General features: G+C 45.9%; 18 protein-coding genes. 13 read left to right on the top strand and 5 right to left on the bottom strand.

Going from position 1 to position 19,984, the window contains the following annotated elements; translation table 11 throughout:
* Window positions 1–115 precede the first annotated feature (115 nt).
* From GJQ68_RS08940 to GJQ68_RS08950, 3 genes are all read left to right on the top strand, one after another.
* A complete protein-coding gene (locus GJQ68_RS08940) occupies window positions 116–733 on the top strand; it encodes an ArnT family glycosyltransferase (RefSeq protein WP_162416966.1) in 618 nt (205 codons plus the stop codon).
* Between the two features lie 482 nt (window positions 734–1,215).
* Complete coding sequence (locus GJQ68_RS08945) at window positions 1,216–1,863, top strand: ureidoglycolate lyase (protein ID WP_202927904.1); 648 nt, start codon at window positions 1,216–1,218, stop codon at window positions 1,861–1,863.
* Window positions 1,864–2,084: 221 nt separating this feature from the next.
* Window positions 2,085–2,294 (top strand): hypothetical protein, encoded by a 210-nt coding sequence (locus GJQ68_RS08950; RefSeq protein ID WP_162416967.1) that lies wholly within the window; start codon window positions 2,085–2,087, stop codon window positions 2,292–2,294.
* A 250-nt stretch (window positions 2,295–2,544) separates the two neighbouring features.
* Here the strand turns inward: GJQ68_RS08950 and GJQ68_RS08955 are convergent, their stop codons facing one another.
* Window positions 2,545–2,757: a hypothetical protein gene (locus GJQ68_RS08955; protein WP_162416968.1), complete on the bottom strand. Its 213-nt coding sequence runs from the start codon at window positions 2,755–2,757 to the stop codon at window positions 2,545–2,547.
* A 432-nt stretch (window positions 2,758–3,189) separates the two neighbouring features.
* Between GJQ68_RS08955 and GJQ68_RS08960 the strand changes: the two genes are divergently transcribed.
* The 5 genes from GJQ68_RS08960 (at window position 3,190) to GJQ68_RS08980 (ending at window position 9,353) form a co-directional block, all read left to right on the top strand.
* The gene (locus tag GJQ68_RS08960; protein WP_162416969.1) at window positions 3,190–4,776 is read left to right on the top strand and encodes a PKD domain-containing protein; all 1,587 of its coding nucleotides are present in this window, start codon (window positions 3,190–3,192) and stop codon (window positions 4,774–4,776) included.
* Window positions 4,777–4,871: 95 nt separating this feature from the next.
* On the top strand, window positions 4,872–6,107 hold the full coding sequence (locus GJQ68_RS08965) for a M16 family metallopeptidase (protein WP_162416970.1): 1,236 nt from the start codon (window positions 4,872–4,874) through the stop codon (window positions 6,105–6,107).
* A complete protein-coding gene (locus GJQ68_RS08970; protein ID WP_162416971.1) occupies window positions 6,104–6,745 on the top strand; it encodes an O-methyltransferase in 642 nt (213 codons plus the stop codon). The genes GJQ68_RS08965 and GJQ68_RS08970 overlap by 4 nt, the downstream gene beginning before the upstream one ends.
* Before the next feature lie 4 nt (window positions 6,746–6,749).
* Window positions 6,750–8,324, top strand: a complete 1,575-nt coding sequence (locus GJQ68_RS08975) for a LysM peptidoglycan-binding domain-containing protein (protein ID WP_162416972.1) — start codon at window positions 6,750–6,752, stop codon at window positions 8,322–8,324.
* Window positions 8,325–8,369: 45 nt separating this feature from the next.
* A complete protein-coding gene (locus GJQ68_RS08980) occupies window positions 8,370–9,353 on the top strand; it encodes a DUF3078 domain-containing protein (RefSeq protein ID WP_162416973.1) in 984 nt (327 codons plus the stop codon).
* Here the strand turns inward: GJQ68_RS08980 and GJQ68_RS08985 are convergent.
* From GJQ68_RS08985 to GJQ68_RS08995, 3 genes are all read right to left on the bottom strand, one after another.
* The gene (locus GJQ68_RS08985) at window positions 9,350–9,799 is read right to left on the bottom strand and encodes a DNA polymerase III subunit gamma/tau (RefSeq protein ID WP_162416974.1); all 450 of its coding nucleotides are present in this window, start codon (window positions 9,797–9,799) and stop codon (window positions 9,350–9,352) included. The two genes, GJQ68_RS08980 and GJQ68_RS08985, sit on opposite strands and share 4 nt — an antisense overlap.
* A 125-nt stretch (window positions 9,800–9,924) precedes the next feature.
* The gene (locus GJQ68_RS08990; RefSeq protein WP_162416975.1) at window positions 9,925–11,070 is read right to left on the bottom strand and encodes a DNA polymerase III subunit gamma/tau; all 1,146 of its coding nucleotides are present in this window, start codon (window positions 11,068–11,070) and stop codon (window positions 9,925–9,927) included.
* A 139-nt stretch (window positions 11,071–11,209) separates the two neighbouring features.
* Window positions 11,210–12,070: a GNAT family N-acetyltransferase gene (locus GJQ68_RS08995; RefSeq protein ID WP_162416976.1), complete on the bottom strand. Its 861-nt coding sequence runs from the start codon at window positions 12,068–12,070 to the stop codon at window positions 11,210–11,212.
* A 160-nt stretch (window positions 12,071–12,230) separates the two neighbouring features.
* Here GJQ68_RS08995 and GJQ68_RS09000 point away from each other — a divergent pair, with 160 nt between their 5' ends.
* The 4 genes from GJQ68_RS09000 (at window position 12,231) to GJQ68_RS09015 (ending at window position 16,162) form a co-directional block, all read left to right on the top strand.
* Window positions 12,231–13,697: a DUF5687 family protein gene (locus tag GJQ68_RS09000; protein ID WP_317174420.1), complete on the top strand. Its 1,467-nt coding sequence runs from the start codon at window positions 12,231–12,233 to the stop codon at window positions 13,695–13,697.
* Window positions 13,694–14,392 (top strand): ABC transporter ATP-binding protein, encoded by a 699-nt coding sequence (locus GJQ68_RS09005; RefSeq protein ID WP_162416978.1) that lies wholly within the window; start codon window positions 13,694–13,696, stop codon window positions 14,390–14,392. Before GJQ68_RS09000 ends, GJQ68_RS09005 begins: the two co-directional genes overlap by 4 nt.
* A gap of 72 nt (window positions 14,393–14,464) precedes the next feature.
* Entirely contained in the window at window positions 14,465–15,694 is a 1,230-nt protein-coding gene (locus tag GJQ68_RS09010; RefSeq protein WP_162416979.1) for a sulfite oxidase, read from the top strand.
* Between the two features lie 3 nt (window positions 15,695–15,697).
* Window positions 15,698–16,162, top strand: coding sequence for a hypothetical protein (locus GJQ68_RS09015; protein WP_162416980.1), 465 nt, complete (start codon window positions 15,698–15,700; stop codon window positions 16,160–16,162).
* 1 nt (window position 16,163) lies between these two features.
* Here GJQ68_RS09015 and GJQ68_RS09020 read toward each other — a convergent pair whose 3' ends face one another.
* On the bottom strand, window positions 16,164–17,426 hold the full coding sequence (locus tag GJQ68_RS09020; RefSeq protein WP_235941250.1) for a DUF3748 domain-containing protein: 1,263 nt from the start codon (window positions 17,424–17,426) through the stop codon (window positions 16,164–16,166).
* Between the two features lie 273 nt (window positions 17,427–17,699).
* Here GJQ68_RS09020 and GJQ68_RS09025 point away from each other — a divergent pair, with 273 nt between their 5' ends.
* Window positions 17,700–19,856, top strand: coding sequence for a glycoside hydrolase family 31 protein (locus GJQ68_RS09025; protein WP_162416982.1), 2,157 nt, complete (start codon window positions 17,700–17,702; stop codon window positions 19,854–19,856).
* Window positions 19,857–19,984 lie beyond the last annotated feature (128 nt).

Here is a 19,984-nt window from a genome sequence, read left to right on the forward strand (position 1 = left end):
GGCATTCAACCTGATAAACGAAAAATCACGCATTCATACTTAATGATTTTTTAATATACCTTCGAATACGTTGATTTTTTTATTCTCTACCTTCAGAATCAATTTATTGTTGCTTATGAAAAAAAGGGTATACTGGCTAATACTCGCTTCTTTTGTTATTCACTTTAGCAATATCGGAGGATATAGTATATACGCACTAGATGAGGCAAAAAATGCCACGGCAGCCATTGAAATGTGGCAATCTAACGAATGGATTTTGCCCACCTTCAATTCGGAACCCAGGTATGATAAACCTCCATTACATTATTATGCCTTTTCCCTGGCCTACTATTGGTTTGGCATCAGTCCTTTCGCCTCCAGATTTTTTCCCGCTTTACTTGGTTTTTGCTGCATTTGGCTGGTTTATGGTTTTACCAACATTGCGTTGAACAAAAATTCAGCATTTTGGGCTGCATTTGTTCTATGTTGCACCCCTCATTGGGTAATTCAATTCCACATGGCCGTGCCAGACGCTTTCTTGATATTTTTTTTAACCTGCTCTTTACTTAGTTTTTACACCTATTTGGCCAGGGAAAAGAAGCCGATCCACCTCATTCTAATGGCTTATGCTTCTCTGGGTCTGGCCGTCTTGAGCAAAGGACCGGTAGCGTTGGTACTCACAGCCGGGATAAAAGCAACACCATCACAAGAAACAAGGCTACCAAACCATCTCCCAAATTCGTCAGGATTTTAAAAAACTGATCCAAAAAAGGGGTTCGCTGGCCATTGATCCATAATTCCCAATATCCCTTTTCATGTGCTGCCAAAAAAAAAGGTAAAATAAGAAGTAATAACAGATAGCAAATCAAACAGACAGAAGAAGACGAAAGACCGCTTCTCTTCGAAAATCCAATTTTCATGATTTTAAGAATAAATTACAATATTTAAATCGCTGAAAATTAGGCAATTATTTATCCGGGTGGGTTAGGGCAAAATAATCAAATCGTTAAAATTGACTCGTGTTTCTAGTGCCAGAGCGATGGCATTTTAAAGATAAAATAATAAGCGTTTTTTGTATTTCTAAGAAAAAAATAGGCCTGCAAATCAGATCAAATCATCCTTCGATTGACCGGAAATAGATAGGGTTTATTTCTTTAACATCCTTCCGTAATTGAATGCAATTTCTTTATTTTTAGGTCCTGACAAATCAAGTTACAACCGCTCCATTCCCCTCAAATGATGAAAATTGACTATAAAAATCCACAGATCCCAGCCGGAATCAAAACCATAAAGGTACCCTTGGTTCAGGCTACCGAAGCCTCCTTGGAAGGCTTTGGCCAGCTGGTAAGCAAAGAAGAATACCAGCACTTCCCTATAGAAATTGTCCGCTGGCCTGCTTCTGGCCGGAGGAAAATAGACGAGGGTACCGGAGACGAGGCCGGAACCGTCTCCGGTGACTTTGAATTTTACTGGGAGGGCGATTTTTTCAGAGGGAAAAACCAGGCCGTAGGTTCGGAGTACCTATTTGGTTGGAGTAAGTTACCGGAAATGGCGGATGCAACCTCCACCGAAAAGCCAAAAGAGGTATTGCTGTGGCATGCCAACTACCACCCTGACGGCGGGCAGTTATTTTTCCCGCTTGATGGTAAACCGTTTATAACCGCCCTGGCACTACCGGGCGACGAGGCCAGACCGGAGGATTTTGTAGCCTTTAAGGTGACTGGAGGAAAGGGCCTGTATATTCACCCAAATGTATGGCACGAAGCCATTGTGCCCCTGGAAAAGAAAGCTGTATTCTATGACGAACAGGGGGCGATCCATGCCCGGGTAAGCATCCATTTCCCGAATGAATTTGGAGTCCTGTTACGCGTCCCCTTTGAATAACTTCCCCAGCCAAAAAACCAGGGAGAACGGCCGCAACTACACCGAAAAGGGTAGCAGGAATGTTCTAAAAACAAAGTGAAAATTACTTTGGTAAAAAATTATTTAGTAACGGAAATTTATTATTTATTGTATTTTTATCATGCAAAAGTCCTAATTAGGCATCATTTTTGAGCAATACTAACCGAATTCAACGAATAAAATTTCACCAAAATAAACCCATCATGTTTGAAACCTATTATGTAAATACAAACGCCCAACCCAATGGGGACCATGAGGTACATGTGGAAAGCTGTGATCACCTTCCGGAATCGCAAAACAGAAAAGAATTGGGTAGATACACCAGGTGCCAGGATGCAGTGAAAACGGCAAAAGAAACGTACCAACGTTCCAATGGCTGCTTCTACTGTTGCCCTGCCTGCCACACCAGCTAAATGCTGCGCTCCTCTAACGAATCTTCTTAGTGAATACCCTTTCACAAAGACGGGGTAATTCACACCGATTAACTGAAAGTTTGCCCCGATAGCTGGCCAGGGAGAAAAGAAATAATTGAGAAAAATTAATTCGGAGCACTCCGATTTTTACCAACTTTCCTGGCATTCTGTAAAAAAATACCGCCCACCTGTCCCCCTTCTTAGCGGGCAAGTGAGCGGCAACAACCGAAATATAAAACCGTTCAAAAAGTCAAGCCAGGGCTTCCTGACCTGAAGCTTTGGAAGCTTTCCAAAGCAAGTAAACAAACCCCGCCTGGGGAACCAACACCAACATAAGCTGCGGAAGCAAGGCTCCCGAACCCCAAGATAAATCCAGGTTGAACATACTGGCAACCGCTAAGATTAGGGAAACCGAAACCAGCGCAAACAGATTGGCCAACATTAATTTTGTTTGATTTTTCATAGTAAAAGAATTAAAAATTAAACCTTAAATACAGGCTATTCTCACTGCTAAAAGCCTATTTCAATGCTAAGGTCGCTTATAAAAACATAATTACCAAACCCATAAAAACAATGAAAATCAAGTCTTTAGCCTCTTTTTCATTACAAAAAATAAATAATGTAAATCGATTTAGGTAAACTGCATTTCACTTCGGAAAAATAAAATAAAAAAAATCATTTTTTTATTTCTGCTTACGATTAAAAGCGAAAATTTCTCCAAAAAAGCCACTGACATCTACCAAGAAAAGCTTCCAGCCGAAACGGTGTCAAATCCTAAAATATTTTGGAAATTGAAATTATATTCCGCATATTTACTAATTAGTGAATTCAATATGTAATTTTTAAAATTATATAGAATTTTGTACCGTTAAAAATGGTTTTGGTCAGGAAAATAATGCTTTTGGTAGTTATGATTTTGGGGTTTTCCATCCTTGGATTCTCCCAAAACCAAAGCGAGCTTCTGGACCTGAGAGATTGCGAGAAAAGTTGCAGCTCCAGCAATTACACTGTCGAATCCGTGTACCTGAGTGATTCCAGTGGAACTCCGATCACCAATTCCCTGCTCACCTGTACTCCCGGAACGGAACAAACTACTTACATATCCTTCACCTACACCACCAGTTCTACTAGTGATGCACATAATGGGCGCTTGTTTGCCGACCTGCTGGTGGGGGATTCCACCCTCTTTTTAAATTATTATTTTGGAACGATCCCTTCCGCTAAAACCACTGCCGACACCCTAACCCTTGCTGCATTCCCCCTGACCTGGACATGTGGGGAAGTAGTTACCCTTCGAAACCCACTTTTGGCATGGACCACCAGTGCCTCCGCTGACCTTTCCGAATCCTACATCTGCAACGATTATCCTACTGCCCAGTGCCAGAATACCGTGGATATCGTGGTGGATGCTCCTTTAGCGGTGCAATTTGAATACAGTGCCGCCTGTCCGGTAAGTGGCAGCTCTGAGGTTACCTTTACCAGTACCACTAATGGAGGTCGAGAAGCCTACCAATATAGCTGGACCTTTACCAATGCCAGCAGCAGTACTTCCACCGCTGCCAATCCTGTCGTTCAGTTCACTTCCCCGGGCACTGCCGAACTGACTGTTACCGATGCCAATGGGACTCAAAACACCTATAGCTCGGCAGTGGACGTTCCGGTAACTACCGATCTAACGGCCACCATCACCGACCACACCGATGATGAAAACCCAAATGGAGCCATAGACCTGACCATGCAAAGCAGTGGAACCTATACCTTTGCCTGGACCGGACCGGATGGATTTAACAGCAGCCAGCAAAACATCAGTAACCTGATCGCAGGTGATTACTCCCTGCTCGTAACCGATGAATTCGGTTGTACCAGCACCTGGGATTTCGAGGTACTGTATTTTGGAGCCTTGCCCATTACCTGGGGAAAGGTGGAAGCACAGGTCCTGCCCGATGCCTCCACCGTCAGCCTACAATGGTCGACGTTAATGGAAAGGGAATCCAGCCATTTCGAGATCCAGCGATCCATTGGGGATGTAGCTAATTTCGAAACCTTGGGAAAAGTTACCAGTAAAGGGAACAGCAGCAAACTAACTTCTTACCAATTTGAAGACCCGCTAAAAGCCGACCATGCTTCTCAGCGGGCTTATTACCGGATTTGCCAGTACAATATGGATGGATCCTTTGAATATAGCCAGACGGTAGCGGCATTTTTACCTCAAGCACCAAAAGGAAAAACGGACTGGGCCGTATACCCAAACCCTACTCGTGGAAAGCCCCTGTATCTGAATTACTTGGGAACGGACTTGCCTCTCAAAACTCCTATCCGGATAGAAATCATCGGGCCCGCCACTTCTCTTGTCGTGGAAACAGAATGGATCAGGGCTCCATTAATATTGGATCAATGGGTACAGCGTTTCCCAAGAGGCTTGCTAATAGTAGAGATCCAGTATGCTGGTAACATCCAACGGCTAAAATTGATCCGTGAATAAATGCTATCGCAACAGCTGCGCTTCGGTTCAATTTTTTATTTTCCCGGTTTCTTTCCCCATATTTGCTGTTATTTTTGTGTCTTGGAAAGCGAAGCATGGTATATCAGATTAAGGAACTAGCAAACGGAATCAGAATAGTACACCAGGAAGTAAACAGCACCCGATTGGTGCATTGCGGGTTTATTCTGGATATCGGCAGCAGGGATGAAAATAAAGAACAGGAAGGCTTGGCCCATTTTTGGGAGCACATGGCTTTCAAAGGCACGAAAAAAAGGAAAGCTTTTCATATCATCAATCGGCTGGATTCGGTAGGAGGCGAGTTGAATGCCTATACCACTAAAGAAAAAATCTGTTTTTACGCAACGGTATTGCGGCAGCACTGGACAAAGGCGGCAGAACTACTTTGTGACATCACTTTTAACAGCACCTTCCCAGCAAGACAAATCGATAAAGAAAGGCAAGTAATCTTGGAGGAAATGGCCATGTACAGGGACGCTCCGGATGATGCCATACAGGATGAATTTGATAAGTTACTTTTCCCGAACCACTCACTGGGATACAATATTCTGGGAACCGAAAACACCGTCGGTCAATTCAGCCAGAAAGACTTCCTTAATTTTGTTGGCCAACACCTGGACAGTTCCCGGATCGTCTGCTCTGTAGTGGGGAACATTAGCTTCCAAAAAGCCATTCGTACGCTGGAACCGCTGCTAAGCAGCATACCGCCTACGAAAAGTTTTGCAAAAAGGCAGCCTGTCAACGGATACGAACCATCAACAGGCATTCAATACAAGGAGATTTCCCAGACACATTGTGCTTTGGGGAAACCTGCTTTGTCTATTTTTGATGAACGACGGTTTAAACTGTATTTGCTCAACAACATTTTGGGAGGTCCCAGTATGAATTCCCGGCTTAACATGGCACTGCGGGAAAAACATGGCCTGGCCTACAGCATTGAGTCCGTTTACCAGGCTTTTACCGATACCGGGTTTATAGGAATCTACTATGGAACCGAAGAAAAAGCAGCCGCAAAAGCCAGAAAGATTGTCTTACGGGAGATTCAAAAAATTCGGGAGAAAAAACTTGGGACCATGCAATTGCATATGGGAAAAGAACAGACTATTGGACAAATGGCCATGGCCGAGGAGAATTACTCCGGCCTGATGCTGGTATACGGCAAGAGCCTGCTAGACAAGGGGAAAATTGAATCCCTGGAAGAAATTTTTAAGAAAATCAGATCCTGTACCGCGGAGGAATTGCAGGATTTGGCCAACGAAGTGTATGATGTGGACCAATTCAGTTTTCTAACCTATTTACCAAAACCGATATGATAAGCGACGATTTATGGGAATATTGCGAAGCTTACAGCAGCCCGGAAGATGAATTACTTGCTCATATTGCCCGTCAGACCCACCTGAAGGTACTGAAACCGCGCATGCTATCCGGGCCACTGCAGGGCAAATTTCTGGAAATGCTCGTCAAAATGAGTGGGGCCAGTAAGGTTCTGGAAATCGGGACATTCACCGGCTATGCCACCATCTGCATGGCCCGTGGGCTCTCCGAAAAAGGGACGATTATCACCTTGGATATCAATCGGGAACTCGAACCCATGGTACGTGAGTTTTTCTCGAAGTCGGGGTTGGAAAACAAAATTGACTATCGATTGGGAAATGCCCTGGAACTGCTAGCCAAAACCGAAGAGACTTTCGATTTCGTATTTATCGATGCCGACAAACAAAACTATACCAATTACTACGATCTGGTCGTTGACAGACTGGAACCTGGAGGCTTGATTGCAGCTGACAATATTCTTTGGTCGGGAAAAGTCCTTGCCAGGAACCGGAAAAAGCTTGATAAAGACACGGCTGCCATCATGGCTTTCAATCAAAAAGTACTGGAAGATTCGCGTGTAGAAAATGTCGTACTACCCATTCGGGATGGCATCATGCTGGCAAGAAAGCATCCGTAACACCATGAAAATAACCTTTTTCTTTGGTTTCCTCTTTACCGTTTTAAGCCTCTCGATGGCAGTGGGACAGGTGCCGCAGGTACCTAAAACCATCTACTTTGCAGGAATGACGTTACGCCTAAATAGTGCCGTTCAGAACGAGATTCAGGCAGAAGTAAATGCACAATACCGAAGCCCTTCTCATTTTCAAACGAAGCTGGACCGGGTTAATCTCTACCTGCCCATAGTCGAGCGGGTTTTGCACGAAGAAGGGGTGCCTACCGACTTCAAATACCTGGTCATCCAGGAAAGTAGCCTGATTTCCGATGCGGTCTCTACTTCCAACGCAGTTGGCTTCTGGCAATTCAAACAAGGAACGGCTGAAGAAGTATCGCTTCGTGTAGACCGGGAAATAGACGAACGAAAAAACATTGTTTCCTCCACCAGAGGGGCTGCCACTTATCTAAAAAAGCACCAGAAATACCTGGACAACTGGGCCATCACACTCGTATCCTACCAAATGGGTCTGGGCGGTGCCAATAATTACTACAAGGGGCGCTATAAAGGGCAGCGCGAAATGGACCTGGACCGAAAAACCTACTGGTACCTGAAAAAATTCCTGGCCCATAAAATAGCCTATGAAGGGCAGCTGGGTAAGACCGTAAGCAACGGTGATTATCTGCACGAATACCCCGTCAAAGGACCTACCGATTTAAAGGCGGTCGCAAGAAGTCTCGGGCTGAGTGAAAATCATCTCAGGAATTACAACAAATGGGCCATTCGAGGAAAAATTCCCGGAGATCGTACCTATGTGGTTACGTACATTCTGAATGGAATTGTTCCGGAAAGACCAGTGCTGGCCAGCAACCCACCGGTAGCTGCCACTGATGGATTGATGCCGTTGCGAAAAAATGCTCAGGGATTCCCCAGGGTAACTGGCAATACAGCAAATGCCAGGCAGCCCAAAGAAATTAAAATAAATGGCATCAGGGGAATTTTAGCAAATAGTAACAGCCAAAGCCAGCTGGCCTCCCAGGCTGGAATAAGCGAAAGAAAACTGAGACGTTCCAATGATTTAAAACCATCGGATCCGGTAACGGAAGGCAGGTACTACTATACCCGAAGGAAAAAGAGCAAAGGAGAACCGGACAAACATATTGTGCAGGTAGGCGAAACGCTTTGGGGGATATCTCAGCTTTATGGAATCCGACTTCACTCCCTTATGGCAAAGAACCGGGTCTACCGGGATGAGCAACTTTTGCCCGGAATGGTGCTGCGCCTGCGGAAGTATTACAAAAGAAATGAATCGATTGCCAGGGTAAAATTAACTCCCCCTAAACGACAGGCAACGACCCCGCCGCCGCCAGATAGAAAAGAAATCAATACCACACCCGCACCCAACCCGCCTTCGAAAGCGGCCATCCCGGAGCGGACCAAGGAACCGTCTGAACAGGTATTGGAATATTTGGTTCAGCCCGGAGACACCCTTTACGCTATATCCAGAAAATATGGTGTCACCGTGGAAGAGTTGAAAGGCTGGAATCAAATTGAGTCGGACAATATCCTCTCTGTGGGACAAAAACTGGAAATTAGAAAATAAATCAACGGAAATGACCGTATATTTGCCATTCACCTGAAAAAAACCATGTCTTACCGGATTTGTTTTACGATACTTTTGTTGTTGGTTTTCCGCTTTGGATACGGACAGGATTTGTCCAAAGCGGACACTGTCATCATTGGTGGCGACACCCTGGTCATGTTGGGAGATTCCCTCATATTTACCACGGAAGCCCCTCCCATTTATTGGAAAACCGGAGGGAATTTCAATCTCAGTCTGCAGCAGGTAAGTTTAAGTAATTGGGCTGCGGGGGGAGCCAGTTCTTTTGCGTTAAATACCGGATTACAGCTTTCGGCGAATTACAAAAAGGACAATATTATCTGGGACACCCAATTGGCCATCAACTACGGTATCAACCGGCAATCAGGCCGGGCTTTTCCTACCCGTAAATCGAACGATAACTTCAATTTCTCCAGTAAATATGGGCGGCAGCTAAGTGAAAAGATTTACCTGTCCACCCAAATAGATGCCAGAACGCAATTACTGGAAGGGTACCGGTATTTTCGGCCTTCCGGAGCAGAAAGAGACAGTAGAAATCGCATTTCTGACTTATTGAGCCCGGGTTACGTGCAATCTTCAACGGGATTAAATTACCAGACTACCTTAGAAAACAACGGGAAATTCTCGGCAATACTTTCTCCCTTTACCGGAAGGTTTACCATCGTTCTGGATGACTCCCTTAGCAGAACGGGTGCATTCGGAGTAGTCCCCGGGGAGAAGGTACGTCCGGAAGCAGGGGTATCATTGGGCACATCAGCCGACATACAACTAATGGAAAATGTCCGCTGGAAAACCGACTTAAACCTCTTTTCCAATTATGAAAAGTTAGGCAATACGGTAGTAAACTTTAATTCTGTTATAAGCCTGAAAGTAAACAAATACATCACTACCCGAATAGAATCTATCCTTATCTATGACGAAAACGTGTTTATAGAGCAGGAAGATGGCTCTTCTGCCAGGGCCGTGCAGTTTCAAAATCTAATCAATTTTGGTATAGGCATTGATTTTTAAAAATCCGTTTCCAGACCAAACCGGTTTTTTAACTCTTTCAATGCGGGAGATTTTTTCAACAGGTAGCTCAGCTTCTCACTGGAGGTATACAACGATTTTGCCGGATCCACTGCCTCTGCTTTGACCTCAAAAATCACCTCCAGGTCTGGTTGATGCAATTTTCTCCGCAGAATTCCGGTCAATTCAGGTTTGAGCTTGGGAAAAAGGTCTTCTTGCAATCCTCCCTGCAGAAAAAAAACAACCTGGTGATTTTTCACCTCAAAGGGCTGTTGCAGCAGTGCCATTTCCATGTTTTTATGGCCGACTTTAAAGTCATCTTTCACCTCCTCCAGCGCATTTTTCACCTCCTCTTCGCGGAGTATTCGTTGGGGACTTTCATTAGGACGGCTTGCAATGGCCTCCTTTGGTGCTTCCTGCTTGACCTGTTGTGCCGGTCGATCCTTCATTTGCCGTTTCACATCTCCCAAATTGGAGGGAATGGGCTGGGATTTTTTCAGCGAGGAAGGCTGCTGTTCTAAAGGAGGTACAGGGGCATTGGAGACCGCTGTCTCGGGCCCGGAGGGTTCAGATGCTACGCTTTTTTTTTTGAGGGATCTTCGGCAAGGGCAGCCAGGTTGATCGCATGGGGAAGTTTTGCCAATTTCATCAAAACCAGTTCCACATGCAGGCGTTGGTTTTTACTGCTCTTGTACGCCATGTCTGCCTGATTGCAAATGGAAAGGGATGAAAGCAAAAACGAAAGAGAGGTTTGTGCGGATTGCTCTACATACCGGTTTTTTGCCGATTCAGAAACTTGTAGCAACTGGGCCGTGTCTGGATCCTTGCAAACCATTAACTCCCGGAAATGCTCGCTGAGGCCAACCAGAAAGTTATGTCCGTCAAAACCCTTTTTTAGAATTTCATCAAATATTAACAAGGACCTGGATATACTTTCCTCCAATAAGGCTTCTGTTACTTTAAAATAATAGTCATAATCGAGTACATGGAGGTTGTTAATGGTTTCCTGATAGGTTACTTTCTTTCCGGCAGAAAAAGTAACAATCAAATCAAAAATGGAAAGGGCATCCCGAAGTGCCCCATCTGCTTTGGTAGCGATTAGCCTCAAGGCTTCTTCCTCATAATCTATCCCCTCCTCCTTTGAAATGTATTCCAGGTGTTGACTGATATCCTGGATCTGAATCCGGTTAAAATCAAAAATCTGACACCTGGATAATATCGTTGGGATGATTTTATGCTTTTCGGTAGTAGCCAGGATAAAAAGGGCATGCTTGGGCGGTTCTTCCAGCGTTTTCAAAAACGCATTGAAGGCCTGGGTGGATAACATGTGCACCTCATCTATGATGTAGATTTTGTATTCCCCCTTTTGCGGCACGTACCGCACCTGATCAACCAGGTTTCGCATATCATCCACGGAATTATTGGAAGCAGCATCCAGTTCGTGCACATTAAAGGAACTATTGGAATTAAATGCTTCGCAGGAACTGCAGGTATTGCAGGCTTCTCCGTTTTCGAGCCGTGATTCACAGTTTATCGTTTTGGCAAGAATTCGCGCACAGGTGGTTTTCCCTACCCCTCTGGGGCCACAAAATAGAAAAGCCTGGGCCAGGTGTTCGTTTTTAATCGCATTTTTCAGGGTGGTGGTTATGTGGCTTTGCCCCACCACACTTTTGAAGTCCGAGGGTCTGTACTTTCGGGCAGAAACAACAAAATTTTCCATCGCTGCAAGTTATAAAATTAATCGAACTTAAATCCCCTCCCTCCGGGATTTTAGCTATTTACCAGCGGTAACTTACTGAGAATTCGCTACTTAAAATACGCTCATTCTTTCCCCATTATACTTACCAAAATCGCTTCCCCTATCCAAACTCCGGACCGGCTATCAGGTAGTATTTTTCCGGTATCCCTGAATAGCGGTTGTCTTGTAAATACATTCGAATCAGCTCCCTCCGCTGTTCGAAGCCCCGGTTTACCAACCAAGACATCAATTCTTGCCTGCTTGCGGCTATATCCAGCACCAGCGAAGGTTCATTTAAATGCGCAAGTGCCTGGTTGATCAATCTACAGGCTACCGATTCATCCTTTGCCACCAAAGGACCTAACTGTGTGAAATTGCTCCCTTTTCTACTGAACAAAAAACCTTTTATTTCACCCCTTTCTTCCAGCATAAATGCTCCCGCCGGGAAGGCTGCCAATAAATAACGGAGGACATTATCCCTGCCGGCTCCGAACACCATTGTATCCAATTTTTCCAGACCCGGAAGATTTTCCATGGAAACCGGGCTGATTCCCTCATCCCGGTCAGGTTCCTGTCGCGAAGGGTTCGCCTTTCTGACAAATCTCCACAGGGAATATTCCTTTTTAAAACCCAGCTGCTGGTAAACAAACCGACCCTCTGGCGTTGCATCCAGTTTGATAGTGGAAAACCCTTCTAACCGATGGAGGATCTCCCGCATCAACATCTTGCTAATACCTTTTCTACGGTATTTCCGATCTACTAACATCATTCCGATCCATGCCAGCCTGCTCTGATAAGTAACTGCAGTAACCGTACCCACCGGTTTGTCTTCGGCCACTGCCACCAGACAGAGGCTGGGCTGTTGTCTTAAAAAAAACTGCCAATCCTCCCTGGTTTGGTTCCAGCCCTCGGTGTTTTTCAACGCCAAGGCCCGGTCGAGGTCCTCAGGCATCATTTGTCGAATGTAAATTTCAGCATCCATAAGCTTTTATCGATTCTCAAAGATCTACTATTTAAGAGTAAAGGGGAAATTTTTAAGGGCTGTTGCCATTTTTTTTCTATTTTAGAAAAAATATCCGCTGCCAGAACTGGCAGCACTTCTAATAAACCCGAATTTCCAAATGCTGATAACCCTTTTAAAATTGGAACTATTAAAAAGAATGCGGAGCAGTTCCTTTGCCAAAAGTCTGGCTATCGGAGTAGTGGTTTTCATTATCGGCTTTTTTTTGCTAGCCTATTTATTTCTATTCGGCCTGGTATTAAACCGATTGGTAACGGAAATTTTGGGAATCCCTGATGCGGTACATTTTATAAATAGCTGTTTACTCTATTTTTTTATGCTGGAACTTATCTACCGGTATTTTATTCAACAGTTGCCTGTGTTCAGCCTGGAAAATTTCCTACACCTGCCGCTTTCCAAATCCAGAATCATACACTTCCTATTAGGAAGCAGTTTTATTTCCCCCCTAAATTCTATTTCCCTATTGATATTCGGACCATTTGCGGTGGTGGAAATACAGCAGGCTTACGGGCTATTTGCTGCCACTACCTGGCTGGTGGCTGTGGTGCTTACCAGTTGGTCCATTCATTGGTTTATTTTATGGTTTAAACAACGGTTTGAAGATAGCCTGACCGGAACGCTTTCCGTATTTTCCGCACTGCTACTGGGAATAGGGCTTAGCTATTTTGGCTTTTTTGATCTGGGTGCTTTTTTTGAGCCGGTCTTTACCTTTGCCCTCGAAAGTCCGGTGCCGGTTATTTTGCTGCTTACCGTTCTGATTTTGAGTTACTTCTTATGTTTTGCCTACTATCGCCAAAATGCTTATTTAGAAGAGTTGAGCGAAGGAGAGCACCTGCAGTTTGCCAACAGGGACCTGGGGTTTTTATCGAAATTTGGCCTGGCGGGAGAGGTAGCTAATTTGGAATGGAAACTTATTCTCCGGCACAAGAAAAGCCGTACCTACCTCACCTTATGTCTGGTATTTCTATTGTATGGCTTGATTTTTTATAACAATCCGGCCTACCAGACAGAGACTGGTTTTAGTAGTGCCTTCATTTTTGTGGGCACTTTTATCACGGGTATTTTCATGACGCAATACGGACAGCTTTTTCTAAGCTGGAATTCGCCGGCATTCGACTTTTATGTGCACCAGCGAAACGGTTTAAGGGCACTGGTGCATGGAAAATACCTGTTGTTTATAGGGATATCCTTAATGTGCTTCGTCCTTTCACTTCCCTATGTATATTTTGGGTGGCATATTTTGCTTATCCATACCGCGACCTTTCTATTTAACATGGGCATCACCATGCATCTGGTCATTTTTCTGGCCTTATGGAAACCCAAACCCATGGATCTGAATAAAAGCTCTGTCTTTAATTATGAAGGCATGGGGCTCTCCCAGTTTTTGATCATCATTCCACTGCTGGCTGCTCCCTATGCCGTTTTTCTTCCATTCGCCTATTGGTTTAATGATTATGTAGGCTTGATTGCGCTGGGGGCGACCGGTGCGTTTGGATTAATTATTTTTCCGCGAATTTCCTCCCTGATGGCTGAAAAGGTGATCGAAATGAAATATGAAATAGCATCCGCTTTTCGTCAGGAATTATGATACAAATAACCAATTTAAAAAAAATCTACGGTGACACTACCGTTTTGGATATTCCTAGCCTCAGCATTCCTAAAGGCCAGTGTTTTGGCTTGGTTGGAAATAACGGGGCGGGTAAAACCACCCTGTTCCGCACTATTCTGGATCTGGTCCGCACCACTGAAGGTACCGTGACCATAGACGACGAGGATGTCAGCAAAGATGAGCAATGGAAAATAAAAATGGGTGCCTACCTGGATGAAAACATGCTGCTCTCCTACCTCAGCCCTGATGAATATTTCCAGACACTTCGAAAAATCTACCACCTGTCAGAGGAGGATTTGCAACTCCACCTGAGCAAATTTTCGGACTTTTTTAACGGGGAAATCGTCGGCAATAAAAAATACATCCGGGACCTCTCCAAAGGCAACATCAAAAAGGTGGGCATCGCCGCCGCCTTGCTGGGCAATCCGGAAGCGGTGCTGCTGGATGAACCGTTTGAAAACCTGGACCCCAGCTCTCAGATCCGGCTAAAAAAGTTGATCCAAAAAGAAAATAAAGACCACCTGGTCACTTTTTTACTATCAAGCCACGATCTCAGCCATGTGACAGAAATTTGCGAACGGATCGTGCTTTTGGAAAAAGGGCGGGTAATCAAGGACCTACAGGACAGGGACCTCATGCAAGAGGAACTCAACTCGTATTTCAACGTAACCTAAGATTACCAGATTTCGGGGTTGAAAAAACCTGAAAAAAAGCCTATTTTGCTGCAAAAAATAAAAGGGGAATTCATGAAGAAGTCTTTCAACAGAAGAAAGTTTATAAAAAATGCAAGTCTGGGTTCCATGGCCGCCTTGCTGGGAGCAGAAATTGTTTATGCGCTTCCCGAGGGGTACACTCCGCTTGCCCTGCAGCAAAATCAGGACCCCGGAAAACTTTTCGGAAAACACAAAGAGATGCGGGTGCTAAATGATCTGCCCTGGAATATAGAAGCACAAGCCCATTTGCTGGACGATGCGGTCACCCCGGCAGCTAACATGTTTATTCGGAATAATGGTTTAATCCCTGAAGAAATAAATCCTGAAACCTGGACGCTGACCATTAAGGGAGAGTCGGTCACTCAGGAAAAGACTTACAGCCTCGAAACCCTTAAATCCCAATTTCCTACCCATACGTACCAGCTTGTACTGGAATGTGGCGGAAACGGCCGAAGCGAATACTATCCTCCCGCAAAAGGCAATCAGTGGACCATTGGTGCCGTTTCCTGTGCCAGCTGGACCGGAATCAGGTTACGGGATATCTTGCGGGATGTAGGAGTCAATGAGGATGCGGTTTACATCGGATATTACGGAGCAGACACCCATCTGAGTAGGGATCCTGACAAAAACCCGATCTCAAGAGGGATTCCCATGAATAAGGCCATGGAAGATCAAACCCTCCTGGCTTTTGCCATGAACGGAGAGGATATCCCAGTGGCGCACGGCCACCCCCTCCGTCTGATCGCCTCCGGTTTTCCCGCTTCGGCATCGGGCAAATGGATCCATACCCTTTCCATTCGAAACAAAGTCCATGACGGAGAAAAAATGGCACCTCCCTCCTATTCCGTTCCCTGCGAACCGGTTGAACCCGGGACGGAAGTACCCAATGAAGCCATGTGTATCATCGAAAACATGCCGGTAAAATCGCTGATCACTTATCCCAAGTCAGGAGCATTGATCGGAGCAGGGCAACCCCTGTCCATTAGAGGCCATGCCTGGGCGGGAGCCAAAAAGGTTCAAACCGTGGATTATTCCATTGATTTTGGTGCTACCTGGAAGTCATGCAGCCTACAAGAACCAGTTAACCCTTTTGCCTGGCAACGTTTTGAAGCAACAATTTCTTTTCCCGAAAAGGGCTACTATGAAGTCTGGGCCAAAGCCACGGATAGCGACGGGATCAGTCAACCCATGTTGACACCCGGCTGGAATCCGAAAGGCTACCTAAACAATGCCTGCCACCGAATAGCCATTAAAATTTCCTAATCCATGCAACACTTTCCTACCAATCTGCGGCTTTTGATGGGTGCCGGCCTTTTGATTTTAGTATCGATCGGAATTGGCGTTTATTTTCAAACAGAACCATCAGAATCCGACACCATTCCCAAAGACGGGGAAATCCGAAATGCTGAAGCCCCCCTTCAAGTGGATGGGATTGAAACGCAGGTCGAAAATGGCATCCATGAACCTACAGGTTTTATTGCTGGTGAGGGGCTGAGTCTGGTTATCGCTCATTGTACAGCCTGCCATTCGGCAAAACTTGTCACCCAGAACCGGGCGGACAGGGAAGGTTGGGAAAAAATGATCCGATGGATGCAACAGACACAAAACCTCTGGGATTTGGGTGAGCAGGAAGCCGCCATTTTAGACTACCTCTCTGAAAATTACGCTCCGGTACAAACCGGCCGGCGCCCGCCGCTTACCAATATTGACTGGTACGAGTTAAAGGAATAAGTCAAGGCCTATCTGCCAGGAAAATCTGGACATACCCGTCCACATAACGATTAAAAGCCAATCGATCACCATCCCGGGAATAAACCGGTGAAAAGGGTTTGGTGTCAAAGGAAGGACTGATTTTTTTCGGAACCTCCGGTTTACCCGTACCGTCTAGCTGACACAGATACAGGGCTTGGTTGCATACATAAACAAACTCCCTTTGTTCCGGGTGCCAGCGCACCATGCTTTGTACGGAGGTATCGTGGTAACTTACCTGAAAGGGTTCTCCCCCTGTGGTAGGTACTAAAAACACCTGCACGATACCGGCATCATCTTTAGCAAGAAAACTAATATGGGATCCATCCATCGAAGAACTAACCCAATGCCGGGGTTCAGACGCCACTCCGGGAAATTTCTTGTGTTCAGTAAAAGTAAGCCGCCTAACCTTCGCTCCTTTTGGAGGCATGGGCATGGTTTTATCCGTTCCTTCAAGGGGTCCGTTTTTGCCGGGTATATGGATATTTTCCGGCACATCTACCAAAAATACTTCGGTGACTTTCGCTCCTTTCTCGCTTATCAAATCTCCTAAAAAAGCCCTCGCTCGCTGAAAGGTCCCGTCTTGGCTGGGGTACCCCTGTTTACCAACCCACCAGTCACTATAAGCACGGCTGATTTCCCCAGTTCCCGGTTGCGGGTCGGAAACTACCTTTACCAACAATACTGAAAACCAGCTCCCCTGGATGTTTTCATCGGAATGGGCAGTATCCACCTTTACAGCCGAACTTAATCGCTTGGACACCCCCAGGGTCCGCAAATCGTGAACTGCTCCTGTTTTTTCCTCCAGGGCGACCATCAAGGCATCGTTGTAGGTAAATCCTATCCAATTTCCGTCCGCACTCCATTGGTGCCGGTGTGTTCCCCCACGTAAGGCCCCGGGAGTAAAAGGCTGTATCACATCCCTGCTATCCATCCAGTAGGCGTGATCCCCCCTCGATTCATCAACTATCTTCCCCAATCGCCGGTGTCCCGCATAGGGCTTCAGGGAGTCGGAACCCGGCAGACCGTGAATGAAGACAACCTGATTTTTTAAAGGATGGTAACTCACCGCTCCCACTCCCGGCCCGAAAGCATTGGCTCCCTCCACCTGATACACGATTTTCGTGCGTCCATTTTCAACATTTACCTTTTCGATATGCTGATTCCGGGCTATTCCGGAAGGATCCGGGCGGGTGTCGTACACAATCCATTGATCATCCAGAGAGAAATTCTGGTTATGATCCAATTCATGGTTTTTCTCAGCTGCTGTCAGTTGCCTTATTTTCCATAATTCTTGGGCAGGACAGCTTATGAAGGAAAGGAGCGACAGGATTGGTAGAAGACCAAAGAGTAAGTGGCGGGATTTTATTTGCATTGCGAGAGGAAGAACTGATTTATTACTTAGAATACGATTCCATTTACGATTTGTACCACCGCTGAGAACTACCCTCCCAAAATAAAAAGTTTCAATATTCGGATTTTTTTCCCATTTTACTTTTCATTAACCAACCCAAAACCGATGAAACAATCCATTTGCTGTTTGCTCCCGCTTTTTTTACTCGTATTACCTTCCTTCTCTCAGGATATCCGTTGGGAAGCCGTTGCCCCGGGAGTGTGGAAAGGTACCACCGGCACCCCAGAAGCCTATGATTTGTGGTCTGCGGCAGAACCCAGTCCCAACATGGCGTCCCTGGAAAAATTGGGAGAAGCGGAATTTCCCTTAAGCAAAGGAGAAATCATCGGCAGGCAACAGGACGGCAACACCTACTTGAAATTCCCGCTGCAAAGAGAGGAACAATTGTTTGGTTTTGGTTTGAATTTTAAAACAATCCATCAGCGAGGGCGGATTTTAAGGCTTCATGTGGACCATTATGGTGGTGAGGACAATGGCCGCACCCATGCTCCTGTTCCGTTTTATGTTTCGGATCAGGGTTATGGCATATTTATCAACTCAGCCAGATACCTGGACGTTTATGCCGGCTCCGCTTCCCGGCTGGACAGCAAAGACCCGGCGGAGGCCAGGGACCGGAATACCGACCCAAATTGGACCGCTAGTCCTTATTCGGACGGGGTAGAAGTACTGGTCCCGGCTGAGGGTGTCACCTTTTATATTTTTGCCGGTCCCTCCCCCTTGGAAGCGATTCAGCGATTTAATTTATTAAATGGCGGCGGCCCCATGCCTCCGCGTTGGGGTTTGGGATTTACGCAACGGGTACACCGCTTATACAATCAGGAGGAAGTAATCCGGGAGGTGGATGAATTTGAACAGAAAGGCTTTCCACTGGATTTTGTAGGCCTGGAGCCGGGCTGGCAAAGCAAATCCTACCCGAATACCTTTGCCTGGGACCCTGTACGATTTCCTGACCCTGAACTGCTTACCGAAACCCTTAATGAAAAAGGAGTGAATCTAAATCTCTGGATGAACCCTTATGTTTCTCCGGAGGCCACATTTTATGATAGGCTCAAACCTTTTTATGGAAGCCATACGGTATGGGCAGGAGCGGTTCCTGATCTAAGCATGGAGAGGGCGCAGGAGATTTATTGGGCAAATTTTAAACGCGACCATGTAGAAATCGGAGTGGGCGGTTATAAAATAGACGAAGTAGACGGGTACGACCGCTGGCTGTGGCCCGATGTGGCGACCTTTCCTTCCGGCCTGGCGGCCGAACAAATGCGACAGACGTATGGGCTTCTCGTACAAAAACAGAGTACGGAGCTTTTCAGGCAACAAAATCGCAGGACCTGGGGCCTGGTAAGGGCCTCCAATGGCGGTGGGGTTTCCTTTCCCTACGTGCTTTACAACGATTATTACAATCACCGGGACTTTATCACCGCTTTAATTAACAGCGGCTATTCCGGCATTTTATGGACTCCCGAGGCGAGGGCATCGGATACGGCGGAAGAGTGGCTCCGAAGGTTTCAAACGGTGGTATTTTCGCCCATGGCCATGATCAATGCCTGGGCCAGCGGCACCAAACCCTGGACCTATCCCGAGGTGGAAGCGGAAGTAAAAGCCATGGCACTTTTACGCATGCAGATGATCCCTTATTGGTATTCCAGTTTTGCACGGTATCATTTCGAGGGGATTCCGCCCTTTCGAGGGATGAATCTGGAACCCGGGTTTAACGAGGTGGATGGATCTTCCGGTTCTTTGGAAGGGCCTACCGACCTCGAATCCAATCCCTATGCAGAAGCAGTGAGAAAAGAAATGAAGGACCAATACATGGCGGGGCCTTCCCTGTTGGTCGCTCCTCTATTTTCCGGAGAGACATCCAGAAAAGTTATCCTACCTAGAGGCAATTGGTATGATTTCTATGATGGAAGTTTTGCTGGAAATGGAGAAATCATCGACGTGCAAGCCCGGCTGGACCGTATTCCTGTTTTCGTGAAAGAGGGCAGCATCATCCCCTTGATGGAGCCACGACTCCACGCTCCGGCAAAAGGGGAGGTCGTAGACCTGGAAATCAGACATTATGGTAGGGAACCGGCTACCTATCGGTACTACGATGACGATGGGTACTCCTTCGATTTTGAAAAGGGCGCCTACACCTGGCGGGAGTTCAAAGTAGAAAAAGACGCTCAGGGGCAATGGAAAGGTTTACTAACACCCGCAGCCGAAGGCACGCCAACTACGATCGGAGCAGTCCGCTGGAAATTCATGACATCCGAAGAGTAATCATCATGTCTGCACCGTTGTTAGAAGCATGAATCCTACAAAATTGTGACGTTAAACAACTAAAATGCACGTACCTTTGTTAGGTACCTATATTGGATTTGAATCTTCGCTTATTTACTAATCTTCTA

Source organism: Cyclobacterium roseum, from assembly GCF_010119225.1.
Lineage (GTDB): Bacteria > Bacteroidota > Bacteroidia > Cytophagales > Cyclobacteriaceae > Cyclobacterium > Cyclobacterium roseum.